General features: G+C 58.2%; 12 protein-coding genes. 8 read left to right on the top strand and 4 right to left on the bottom strand.

What is annotated here, in order from left to right:
• Positions 1–29: 29 nt before the first annotated feature.
• Together hemB and ampH are read right to left on the bottom strand one after the other, a co-directional pair.
• Positions 30–1,004, bottom strand: coding sequence for a porphobilinogen synthase (gene hemB, locus AC3EMD_RS22025; protein WP_002890201.1), 975 nt, complete (start codon positions 1,002–1,004; stop codon positions 30–32).
• A gap of 105 nt (positions 1,005–1,109) precedes the next feature.
• Positions 1,110–2,270 (bottom strand): D-alanyl-D-alanine-carboxypeptidase/endopeptidase AmpH, encoded by a 1,161-nt coding sequence (ampH, locus tag AC3EMD_RS22020; protein WP_008805334.1) that lies wholly within the window; start codon positions 2,268–2,270, stop codon positions 1,110–1,112.
• Positions 2,271–2,489: 219 nt separating this feature from the next.
• On the opposite strand from ampH, the gene AC3EMD_RS22015 reads away from it, so the two are divergent.
• From AC3EMD_RS22015 to AC3EMD_RS22005, 3 genes are all read left to right on the top strand, one after another.
• The gene (locus AC3EMD_RS22015; RefSeq protein WP_162493340.1) at positions 2,490–3,002 is read left to right on the top strand and encodes an isochorismatase family protein; all 513 of its coding nucleotides are present in this window, start codon (positions 2,490–2,492) and stop codon (positions 3,000–3,002) included.
• A gap of 117 nt (positions 3,003–3,119) precedes the next feature.
• Positions 3,120–4,340 carry a peptide antibiotic transporter SbmA gene (sbmA, locus tag AC3EMD_RS22010; protein WP_008805336.1) on the top strand — a complete coding sequence of 407 codons (1,221 nt, stop codon included), beginning with the start codon at positions 3,120–3,122 and terminating at the stop codon, positions 4,338–4,340.
• A gap of 18 nt (positions 4,341–4,358) precedes the next feature.
• Positions 4,359–5,465, top strand: coding sequence for a DUF1615 domain-containing protein (locus tag AC3EMD_RS22005; RefSeq protein WP_012968854.1), 1,107 nt, complete (start codon positions 4,359–4,361; stop codon positions 5,463–5,465).
• Here AC3EMD_RS22005 and AC3EMD_RS22000 read toward each other — a convergent pair.
• Positions 5,462–5,764: a YaiY family protein gene (locus AC3EMD_RS22000; protein ID WP_012542723.1), complete on the bottom strand. Its 303-nt coding sequence runs from the start codon at positions 5,762–5,764 to the stop codon at positions 5,462–5,464. The two genes, AC3EMD_RS22005 and AC3EMD_RS22000, sit on opposite strands and share 4 nt — an antisense overlap.
• 253 nt (positions 5,765–6,017) lie before the next feature.
• On the opposite strand from AC3EMD_RS22000, the gene AC3EMD_RS21995 reads away from it, so the two are divergent.
• Positions 6,018–6,221, top strand: a complete 204-nt coding sequence (locus AC3EMD_RS21995; protein ID WP_012968852.1) for a DUF2754 family protein — start codon at positions 6,018–6,020, stop codon at positions 6,219–6,221.
• A 31-nt stretch (positions 6,222–6,252) separates the two neighbouring features.
• Here AC3EMD_RS21995 and ddlA read toward each other — a convergent pair whose 3' ends face one another.
• Positions 6,253–7,350 (bottom strand): D-alanine--D-alanine ligase, encoded by a 1,098-nt coding sequence (gene ddlA / locus AC3EMD_RS21990; protein WP_012542722.1) that lies wholly within the window; start codon positions 7,348–7,350, stop codon positions 6,253–6,255.
• Positions 7,351–7,449: 99 nt separating this feature from the next.
• On the opposite strand from ddlA, the gene AC3EMD_RS21985 reads away from it, so the two are divergent.
• The 4 genes from AC3EMD_RS21985 (at position 7,450) to phoA (ending at position 11,583) form a co-directional block, all read left to right on the top strand.
• Positions 7,450–8,133 carry an extensin-like domain-containing protein gene (locus tag AC3EMD_RS21985; protein ID WP_023297115.1) on the top strand — a complete coding sequence of 228 codons (684 nt, stop codon included), beginning with the start codon at positions 7,450–7,452 and terminating at the stop codon, positions 8,131–8,133.
• A gap of 169 nt (positions 8,134–8,302) precedes the next feature.
• A complete protein-coding gene (locus AC3EMD_RS21980) occupies positions 8,303–9,502 on the top strand; it encodes a multidrug efflux MFS transporter (RefSeq protein WP_008805342.1) in 1,200 nt (399 codons plus the stop codon).
• 300 nt (positions 9,503–9,802) lie between these two features.
• Positions 9,803–10,063 carry an anti-adapter protein IraP gene (iraP, locus tag AC3EMD_RS21975; protein WP_008805343.1) on the top strand — a complete coding sequence of 87 codons (261 nt, stop codon included), beginning with the start codon at positions 9,803–9,805 and terminating at the stop codon, positions 10,061–10,063.
• A gap of 89 nt (positions 10,064–10,152) precedes the next feature.
• On the top strand, positions 10,153–11,583 hold the full coding sequence (gene phoA, locus AC3EMD_RS21970) for an alkaline phosphatase (protein WP_012542718.1): 1,431 nt from the start codon (positions 10,153–10,155) through the stop codon (positions 11,581–11,583).
• Positions 11,584–11,616 lie beyond the last annotated feature (33 nt).

Below are 11,616 nucleotides of genomic sequence, written 5' to 3'. Positions count from 1 at the left end.
AAGCGAAGCGCCACCGGGGAGGGGCGGGTTTAACGGAGGATTTTTTTCTCGGCCAGATCGAGGGCGAAATAGCTGAAGATCAGGTCGGCGCCTGCGCGTTTGATAGCGCCGAGGCTTTCCAGAACCACTTTCTCTTCATCGATAGCGCCCGCCTGGGCAGCGAATTTGATCATCGCGTACTCCCCGCTGACCTGATAGGCGCCGAGCGGCAGATCGCTGCGTTCGCGGATATCGCGCAGAATATCCAGGTAGGCGCCAGCCGGTTTCACCATCAGGCAGTCGGCGCCCTGGGCTTCATCGAGCAGCGACTCGCGAATGGCTTCCCGGCGGTTCATCGGGCTCATCTGATAGGTTTTCCGATCGCCCTTCAGCGCGGTACCGGCCGCTTCGCGGAACGGGCCGTAGAAGGAGGAAGCGAACTTGGTGGAGTAGGACATAATCGCCGTATTAGTGAAACCGGCGGCATCCAGCGAGCGGCGAATCGCCTGTACCTGTCCGTCCATCGCGGCGGAAGGAGCGATGAAATCCGCCCCGGCGGCGGCGGCGACAACGGCCTGCTTGCCGAGGTTTTCCAGGGTCGCGTCGTTATCCACCCCGTGGTCGCACAGCACGCCACAGTGACCGTGGGAAGTGTATTCGCAGAAGCAGGTATCGGACATGACGATCATCTCCGGCACCGTGGACTTGCAGATCCGCGACATACGCGCCACCAGGCCATTTTCATTCCAGGTATCGCTGCCGGTAGCATCGGTGTGATGAGAAATGCCAAAGGTCATCACCGAGCGAATGCCGGCGTTAGCGATGCGTTCGATTTCACGTGCCAGATATTTTTCCGGAATGCGCATCACGCCGGGCATGGCCTCGATCGCTTTGTAATCATCAATTTCTTCTTCAACAAAGATCGGCAACACCAGGTCGTTCAAACTCAGTGTTGTCTCTTCAAACAGGGCGCGCAGCGCAGCGGATTGACGCAGGCGGCGGGGGCGAGTGATTAAATCTGTCATGGTTTGCCTGATTTTGTGAAATGAAAGACGTTAGTGTAACTGAAATGGCATGGGGATGTTTCGCCAAAACGATCGTTATGTCGTGTCGGCGAAACCCCCGCGAGCTTACTGGCTGGCCGTCTGCATGTTGGGCTGCGCGCCGCTCAGCTCGCTGACCAGGTCGTTGATGCCATCGCTCATATTGTTGAAGCGGGTTAACGGCGAGCGGGTTACCACCACAAAGGCGCCGACGTTAGCCTGCGGATTCATCGCCATATAGGTGATAAACCCGCCGCCGCCGCCGGTTTTCTGAATAATCCCCGGATGGCCATTCTTCGGCTTCATATACACCCAGCCAAGTCCCAGCGCGTCGGCGCGGCCCGGCACGTCCATACCAATCACCCGGGTCAGTTGGTTACGCTGATAAATCAGCGTCTGCATCCGATCGGCCTGCTGGCTGCGGGTATAGAAATCGGATGACAGGAACTGCTGCATCCAGCGCATCATATCCCCCGGCGTCGAGTAGACTCCGCCGCTGCCGATCGCCGCCAGGGTGTTGTTGCATGGGCTGGCGCCTTTTTCCGGGATCATCAGCCGCTGGCACTGATCCGGTGACGGGGTAAAGGTGGTGTCCTTCATCCCCAGCGGCCGGGTGATCTGTTCTTCAAACAGCTGCGGATAAGGTTTGCCGGCAGCGGTGGAGAGCGCGTCCGCCAGTAAATCAAAGGCCAGGTTGGAGTAGGCTGCCTGTGAGCCCGGCGCGGTCTTCAGGGTCGCGGTAGAGAGCCAGTTCCAGCGCTGCTGGCGGGTCGGCCAGACAAACACCGGACGATGAGCGGCGCCGCCAGGCTGCTCGCGCGGCAGGGCGCTGGTATGGGTTGCGAGGTTAACCAGGGTGATTGGTTTTCCCTGCCAGTCAGGCACCCGGGTACCCGGCGGGGCGTATTTGCTCAGCGGATCGTTGAGTTTCACCACCCCCTGGTCGAGCAGCTTCACCAGCATCTCGCTGGTCATCAGTTTGCTGAGGGAGGCGATACGGATCACCGAGTCGAGCTGCGGGTGCTGATTATTCCCCGGGCGGGTTTCGCCAAAGCTGCGAAAAACACGCTGATTGCCATCGATAACCACCAGCGCCATGCCGGTGGCGCCGCTGCCGTAGTAGATATGATTGGCGTAACGATCGACCACATCCGAGGCGAAAACCGGGTCAACGGTAGGCTGTGCGGCCTGCACCGAGGTCCACGACGCCGCGCACAGCGCAGCAAAAATGAGCAAACTACGTTTCAACGGAGATCATCCATTAAATAAATAAAAAAGAAGAGGGTATTTATACTACGAAGTGGCGCAGAACAAAGTGGGATTCACGACATTCCTGCAGGAAAAAGGTAACGGTGCGTAAAAAAGACTTTTTTACGCTTTCAGATATCGGCTTTTTCCGCTGCCGCGTATGATGACCGTTTGGCTGAAAGTTCGTGGGAGAGAACAATGACGGCTCAACGGGTAGTGATGGTCGTGGATATGCAAAACGGCGTGTTCGCCACGCCGCGTCTGGCGCGCGAGCGCTGCGTCGCGCAAATTAATCGTCTGGTGCGCGCGGCGGACAAGGTTATTTTCATTCAGCATGATGAGGCCGGCGGCCTCGAAGCCGGCAGCGAAGGCTTCGCCCTGCTTCCCGAGCTGGAACAGCCAGCTGGCGCGCTGTATGTCACCAAAACCGCCTGCGACGCCTTCTACCACACCTCGCTGGCGCAGGTGCTGGACGAACACGACATTCAGCAGTTCGTCATCTGCGGCTGCGCCACCGACTACTGCCTCGACACCACCATTAAAAACGGCGCCAGCCGCGGGTACGGTATTGTGATCGCGGAAGATGCCCATACCACCGCCGACCGCCCCGCCGCGCAGGCCGCGACGCTTATCGCCCACTACAATGAGGTGTGGCGTACGCTGACCGTTCCTGGCAATCCTTTACAGGTGAAACCCACAGAAACAATTCTGCACGCCTGGCAGCAGAACTAAGCTGTTGATATCCGGTCTTATCATTCGTCTGCCCCGCGAGAGCGCATCCACGCGGCGGCCGACGTATGCGTCGTACACAGCAATAGCAGAACGATAAGAAGTTAGCAGGAGACAATGATGTTTAAATCTTTTTTCCCCAAACCGGGGCCGTTTTTTATTTCTGCCTTTATCTGGTCGCTGCTGGCCGTGATCTTTTGGCAGGCGGGCGGCGGCGACTGGCTGCTGCGGGTCACCGGAGCATCGCAAAATGTGGCGATCAGCGCGGCGCGCTTCTGGTCGCTCAACTATCTGGTGTTCTACGCTTACTATCTGTTTTGCGTCGGCGTGTTTGCACTCTTCTGGTTTGTCTACTGCCCGCATCGCTGGCAGTACTGGTCGATTCTCGGCACGTCGCTCATCATCTTCGTCACCTGGTTTCTGGTGGAAGTCGGGGTGGCGATCAACGCCTGGTATGCGCCGTTCTACGACCTGATCCAGAGCGCGCTGGCCACCCCGCATAAGGTCAGCATCAACCAGTTTTATCATGAGATCGGCATCTTTCTCGGCATCGCGCTCATCGCGGTGATCATTGGCGTGATGAACAACTTCTTCGTCAGCCACTACGTCTTCCGCTGGCGCACGGCGATGAACGAACACTATATGGCCCACTGGCAGCATCTGCGCCATATCGAAGGCGCCGCGCAGCGTGTGCAGGAAGATACCATGCGCTTTGCCTCCACCCTGGAAGATATGGGGGTAAGCTTTATCAACGCGGTGATGACCTTGATCGCCTTCCTGCCGGTGCTGGTGACGCTCTCCGAACACGTTCCCGACCTGCCTATCGTCGGCCATTTGCCGTATGGTCTGGTGATTGCCGCTATCGTCTGGTCGCTGATGGGGACCGGCCTGCTGGCGGTGGTGGGGATTAAGCTGCCGGGCCTGGAGTTTAAAAACCAGCGCGTGGAAGCCGCCTATCGTAAAGAGCTGGTCTACGGTGAGGACGATGAAACCCGCGCCACGCCGCCGACGGTGCGCGAGCTGTTCAGCGCGGTGCGTCGCAACTATTTCCGTCTCTATTTCCACTATATGTATTTCAATATCGCCCGCATTCTCTACCTGCAGGTGGATAACGTTTTCGGCCTTTTCCTGCTGTTTCCGTCGATCGTTGCCGGTACGATTACCCTCGGGCTGATGACGCAAATTACCAACGTCTTCGGCCAGGTGCGCGGCTCGTTCCAGTACCTGATTAGCTCGTGGACGACGCTGGTGGAACTGATGTCCATCTACAAACGTCTGCGCAGTTTTGAACGCGAGCTGGACGGCAAGCCGCTGCAGGAAGCGATCCCGACATTACGTTAATTAAGACAAGGAAGCATGATGGCCGCACGTTTATCGCGCATTATTCCCGGTTCATTGACGCTGTTGGCGGCCATGGTGCTGAGCGCCTGTACCAGCCAGCAGGCCCCGACGCTGAAAAAGGGCGAGAAGCCCGTTGACGTGGCGTCGGTGGTGCGGCAGAAAATGCCGGCCAGCGTCAAGGATCGGGAGGCCTGGGCGCAAGCCATCGCCACCGCGTTTGACAGCCAGAAGCTGGCGCCGACGGAAGAGAATGTCTGCTCGGTGCTGGCGGTCGCGCAGCAGGAGTCTAACTATCAGTCCGATCCGGTGGTGCCGGGGTTGAATAAAATCGCCTGGCAGGAAATTGACCGCCGGGCGGAAAAAATGCACATTCCGCCGTTTCTGGTCCATACCGCGCTGAAGATCACCTCGCCAAACGGTAAAAGCTATAGCGACCGTCTGGACAATGTGAAGACGGAAAAGCAGCTGAGCGCCATTTTTGATGACTTTATCGGGATGGTGCCTATGGGGCAGAAGCTGTTCGGTTCACTTAACCCGGTGCACACCGGGGGGCCGATGCAGGTCAGCATTGCCTTTGCCGAGCAGCACACCTCCGGCTACCCGTGGAAAATGAACGGGACGGTGCGCCAGGAGGTCTTCAGCCTGCGCGGTGGCCTGTGGTTTGGCACCTATCATCTGTTGAATTACCCGGCCAGCTACAGCGTGCCGCTGTACCGCTTTGCCGACTTCAACGCCGGCTGGTATGCCAGCCGTAACGCCGCCTTCCAGAACGCGGTGGTGAAAGCCAGCGGGGTGAAACTGGCGCTCGACGGCGACCTTATCCGCTACGACAGCGAGGAACCGGGCAGCACCGAGCTGGCGGTGCGTCGTCTGGCGGGCCAGTTGGGAATGAGCGACAGCGAGATCCACAGCCAGTTGAAAAAGGGCGACAGCCTGGCGTTTGAGAAGACCGACCTTTATCAGCAGGTTTTCCGCCTCGCCGAGAAAAGGGCGGGCAAGACTCTGCCGCGGGAGATGTTGCCAGGGATCCAGCTTGAGAGTCCGAAAATTACCCGTAATCTGACGACGGCGTGGTTTGCAAAACGGGTTGATGAGCGGCGGGCAAATTGTATGGCGCGGCGTTAACGGCGCTGACGCCAGCGCACAATGAGCGCCAGCAGCCCGATGAACGAGCAGCCGATCAGGAAAGGGATCAGGCCAAAGAGGGTGCCAACGGCGAGACTGATGTCGACTTGCGGACGGCTGGCGTCCTGCGTTTGCATCAAGCGTTCAAATACCCCCGGAGCGTGGATCAGCATGCTGAGCATCTGCGCGCCGGCCCAGCAGCAGACTAGCACGAACAGGCCGTAGGCGACATGGCTGCCGGTCAACGCCCCTCTTTTTTTATTTCCCAAAAGCGATTTTGAAAAACTGAATTCAGCCATAGGCCCTCCCACCTCTGTACTGCTGGTTTTTTCTCCAGCTCTATGGCAGGTATTCTGGCAGTGAGGGGCCATTGTCAGTATCAGATTGCTGGTAATTGCCGTCCAGGAATAATCCTGTTTTCGCCGGTGTGTTAACCGCGCCACAGGAATGGAAAAGGGAGAGCGGCGTCGCAATCCAGCAACATTCTCTCCCGCGCTACAGACCGCCGCGGGCGGCTATGCGAAGATGCGTTTTTTTGCTGTTGGAGGTCGCATGAAGCTCACAGATAAAATTCGCCGCGACTGGCACTACTACGCGGTGGCGCTGGGGCTAATTTTTATTCTCAATGGGGTGGTGGGGCTGCTGGGGTTTGAAACACAGGGCTGGCAATCCTACGCCGTCGGTCTGGTCACCTGGGTCATTAGCTTCTGGGCCGCGGGCCTGGTGATCCGCCGCCGCCCGGCAGAAGAGGCCTGAGACCCCTGCTGCCAGGCGCGATAAACGCGTTTTAGTTCATGGAGGTTTTCAGCGCCCGGTCCGCGGCATGGCGCTCCAGCGCCAGCTCAATCAGCCGGGTGATCAGGCTGGTGTAGTCGAGGCCGCTGGCCTGCCACAGCTTCGGATACATGCTGATGTTGGTAAAGCCCGGCAGGGTGTTGATCTCGTTGATCACCACCTCGTTGTCGGCGGTGAGGAACACGTCGACGCGGGCCATGCCGCTGCAGCCCAGGGTCTGGTAGGCCTGCACTGCAATCGCGCGGATCTTGTCGTTGATCTCAGGGGCGATGGCGGCCGGGACCACCACCTGCGCGCCCTGGTCATCGATATATTTGGTGTCGTAGGCGTAAAACTCGCTGTTGAGGACAATTTCACCGCAGGTGCTGGCCTGCGGGTGGTCGTTACCCAGCACCGCACACTCAATTTCCCGCCCTTTAATGCCTTGTTCCACCACGACTTTATGGTCAAATTCAAAGGCCAGGGCCACCGCCTGATGGTACTGCTCTTCGTTTTTAACTTTGCTGACGCCAACCGATGATCCCTGGTTGGCCGGCTTCACGAACAGCGGCAGCCCCAGCTTCGCTTCGACATCGGCAAAGCTGAACTGCGCGCGGTTGGCGCGGGTCAGGGTGATAAACGGGGCGACGGCGAGCCCGGCATCGCGCAGCAGACGTTTGGTCACGTCTTTGTCCATACAGGCCGCGGAACCCAGCACATCGGAACCAACGAAAGGCAGATTCGCCATGCGCAGCATCCCCTGCAGGGAGCCATCCTCGCCCAGCGTGCCGTGGACGATGGGGAAAATCACATCGATAGCCGCCAGCGGCTGGCCGCTGTCGGCGTTAATCAGCTGCTGTGCTTCGCGGCCCGGGATCTGCGCCAGGGTCACCGTGGAAGGACGCAGGGCAATGCGGGCAGGATCCTGAGCATTGAGCAGGTAGTTGCCGGCGTCGTTGATGTGCCATAGCCCCTGTTTATCAATACCCAACAGAACCACATCGAAGCGCGATTTATCAATCGCTTCCACGATATTCTTCGCTGACTGCAGCGACACTTCATGCTCCGCCGACTTGCCGCCAAAAACGATCCCAACCCTCATCTTTGCCATTTCAACTTCCATCCAGATAACATCAAAGGGCATAACATACCATGTGAAACCGCTGCCTGCCTGCCATAATATTTACCTGATCAATTGACGGGAGTGGGCGTGAGAGGAAAGACGCTGCTGGTGCTGGCCGGGCTGCTCGGCGCGGGCCTGTTAGGATACCGCTATCTGCCGCCGCACCTGAATCCGCTGGCGCCGCTGGCGCTTGACGATCCCCCGGGCTGGTTGACGTCATTCAAGCTGCGCAGGCTGACGGCAGACCAGTGCGCCTCCCTGCTGGCGGAAGCCAATCGCCGCCGGCTTATCGCCAGCCAGCCGGTGGCGGACAGCGAGGGAAGCTGCCCGCTGCATAACGTGGTGCGGGTAGCGAATTTTGGCAGCGTGACGCTGAGCAGCAGTTTCCTCGCCAGCTGCCCGCTGGCGCTGAGCAGTGCGCTGTATGTCGAGCAGCAGGCGAAACCGCTGACCCGTCAACTGATGGCGAGCGATCTGCGCCAGATCGATCATCTCGGCAGCTTCGCCTGTCGCAATATCTACCATCGGCAACAGGCGCGGCGCAGTGAACACGCCACGGCGGACGCGCTGGACGTCAGCGGTTTCCGCCTGGCGGACGGCCGACGCGTCAGCGTCCTGCAGGGCTGGCGGAGCGAGACCTCGCATCCCTGGCTGGCGGCGCTGTTGAACAACAGCTGCCACTACTTCGGCAACGCGCTGGGGCCAGAGTACAATGCGGCTCACGCCAATCATTTTCATCTGGGGATGCGCGGGCAGGGCTTCTGCTTTTGAGCATAAAGCGCTGTGAGCAGCCTAAATGACCAGAAAATGCTTCGTCAGGTTCTCATCCGCACTCATAAAACACCAAACTCACCGCCAGCGCATCTATGGTAGTACACCAGTGGAATGAAATTGCTAAGCTAGGTAATAATTGGCAAATCATTAATGAATACGCGTAGTTATGGAATCCTGGAAGGTTAATCTCATCTCCGTCTGGTTTGGTTGCTTTTTTACCGGCCTGGCGATCAGTCAAATTCTCCCTTTTTTGCCCCTCTACGTCTCCCAGCTGGGCGTTACCTCGCATGAAGCGCTGTCGATGTGGTCGGGGCTGACCTTCAGCGTGACTTTTCTTGTCTCGGCGATCGTCTCGCCGATGTGGGGGAGCCTGGCAGACCGCAAAGGCCGCAAGCTGATGCTGCTGCGTGCCTCGCTGGGGATGGCGATTGCTATTTTACTGCAGGCCTTCGCCACTAACGTCTGGCAGCTGTTTATCCTGCGGGCGATCATGGGCTTAACCTCCGGTTACATCCCCAACGCCATGGCGCTGGTGGCCTCCCAGGTGCCGCGCGAGCGCAGCGGCTGGGCGCTGAGCACGCTATCAACCGCGCAAATCAGCGGCGTGATCGGCGGCCCGCTGCTGGGCGGCTTCCTGGCGGACCACGTCGGGCTGCGGATGGTCTTTTTTATTACGGCGATCCTGCTGACCATCAGTTTTCTGGTGACCCTGTTTCTGATCAAAGAGGGAGGGCGCCCTCAGGTCAGTAAAAGCGAGCGCCTCACCGGAAAACAAGTCCTTGCCTCTTTACCCTATCCGGGGCTGGTGATCAGCCTGTTCTTCACCACCCTGGTGATCCAGTTGTGCAACGGCTCAATTGGCCCGATCCTGGCGCTGTTTATCAAATCGATGGCGCCGGACAGCAACAATATCGCCTTTCTGGCCGGGATGATCGCCGCGGTGCCTGGCGTGTCGGCGCTGATTTCTGCGCCACGGCTGGGTAAGTTAGGCGATCGCATCGGTACCTCGCGGATCCTGCTCGCGACGCTCTGCTGCGCAGTGGTGATGTTTTTCGCCATGTCTTTTGTCACCACCCCGCTGCAATTGGGTACGCTGCGTTTCCTGCTCGGCTTTGCTGATGGCGCGATGCTCCCGGCGGTGCAGACTTTATTGCTGAAATACAGCAGCGACAGCGTCACCGGACGCATCTTTGGCTATAACCAGTCGTTTATGTATCTGGGCAACGTCGCCGGGCCGCTGATTGGCGCCTCTGTATCGGCCATGGCCGGCTTCCGCTGGGTGTTTATTGCTACCGCCATTATCGTTTTCATTAACCTCTGGCAGCTGGCATGGATGCTGCGCCGCACCCGCCGGGCTAACGCCTGAACCTCTGCTGACGGTATTTATCGCGATACCGTCAGCGTTATTCACCGTCGGTACATTAACCATTACTTTTTGTTATCGCCATTTCGTGAGCGATATTCCATTTTATTATTTGCCGCTAAATCTGGTTATAGCCCGCTCTGGTTGTGATTAAACAATACTATTTATAGTGGTATTTTATTGTGGTAAAACGTTTCGCAGTATATTGGGTGTTGCGACGATTCTTATTTTAAGTAATTCTGATGTTCGTCATCGGGCATGACATCCCAACCAAAAACAGGCCTCGCATAAGGAACTGGTGCTATGAAGAATCTCATTGCTGAGTTACTGGTTAAACTGGCGCAAAAGGAAGAAGAAGCAAAGGAACTGACGGTGCAGGTTGAAGCGCTGGAGATCGTGGTCACCGCATTATTGCGCCATATGGAGCATGATGCCCAGCAGGCATTGATTCAGGATATAGAACAGGCGATTGACCAGGTGACGCCCTGTCCGCCGGTCAACGACCAGGATGCGATGCTGCTGCAGCAATATCTAAAGAAGCTGTTGCGGCATCCTCGTAGCTAGTCTTTGTGACACGACAAGGATGCCGTCATTTTTCTGTCATCTCCCTTTTATAAAGTCTCCCCCGTTTTGTTTTTTTAAGTATTTTTTACATGGAGATGACAAAAGTGAAATTAAGCGCCCTGTTTATTGCCCTGGTTCCTCTGCTGGGCTCGCCGGTTATTCATGCAGAAACCACTGCTGCGCCGGTTCTGGAAAATCGCGCTGCGCAGGGAGATATCACCACTCCCGGCGGCGCGCGTCGTTTAACCGGCGATCAAACCGAAGCGCTGCGCGCCTCGTTAATCAATAAGCCAGCTAAAAACGTTATTTTGCTGATTGGCGATGGCATGGGTGATTCGGAAATTACCGCTGCGCGAAATTATGCGCAAGGGGCAGGCGGTTTCTTTAAAGGGATTGACGCCTTGCCGTTAACCGGGCAGTACACGCACTATTCGCTGGATAAAAAAACCGGGAAACCGGACTACGTGACCGACTCGGCGGCGTCCGCCACCGCCTGGACCACCGGCGTCAAGACCTATAACGGCGCGCTGGGCGTCGATATTCATGAGAACGCGCATCAGACCATCCTCGAGCTGGCGAAAGCGGCGGGGCTGGCCACCGGCAACGTTTCCACCGCCGAGCTGCAGGACGCCACCCCCGCAGCGCTGGTGGCGCATGTGACATCGCGTAAATGTTACGGCCCCACGGTCACCAGTGAAAAATGCCCCAGCAATGCGCTGGAGAAAGGGGGCAAAGGCTCCATTACCGAACAGCTGCTGAACGCCCGGCCGGATGTCACCTTAGGCGGCGGGGCGAAGACCTTTGCCGAAACGGCGACGGCGGGCGAGTGGCAGGGCAAAACCCTGCGCGAGCAGGCGGAAGCGCGCGGCTACCAGATTGTGACCGACGCGGCTTCCCTTGCCGCCGCGACTGACGCCAGTCAGGCTAAGCCGCTGCTGGGACTCTTCGCCGATGGCAATATGCCGGTTCGCTGGGAAGGGCCGAAGGCGTCTTATCACGGCAATATCGATAAGGCGCCGGTGACCTGTACGCCAAACCCGAAACGCGACGCCTCGGTGCCGACGCTGGCGCAGATGACGGAGAAAGCGATTGACCTGCTGAGCCGCAACGAGAAAGGTTTCTTCCTGCAGGTGGAAGGCGCTTCCATCGATAAACAGGATCATGCGGCGAATCCGTGTGGCCAGATCGGCGAAACCGTAGACCTCGACGAAGCGGTGCAGAAGGCGCTGGAGTTTGCGCGAAAAGACGGCAATACCCTGGTGATCGTCACCGCCGACCATGCGCACGCCAGCCAGATCATTCCGGCGGACAGCAAAGCCCCGGGACTGACCCAGGCTCTGAATACCCACGATGGCGCAGTGATGGTCATGAGCTACGGCAACTCTGAGGAAGAGTCGATGGAGCATACCGGCACCCAGCTGCGCATTGCGGCCTACGGTCCACACGCGGCTAACGTCGTCGGCCTGACCGACCAGACCGACCTGTTCTCGACCATGAAAGCCGCCCTGAGTCTGAAATAAGTCGCTGCCGGTGGCGAAATCGCGTCACCGGCT

The organism is Klebsiella sp. PK18 (assembly GCF_057784655.1).
Note: the sequence above shows the minus strand (reverse complement) of the source record. Positions and strands in the feature narration are given on the sequence as shown.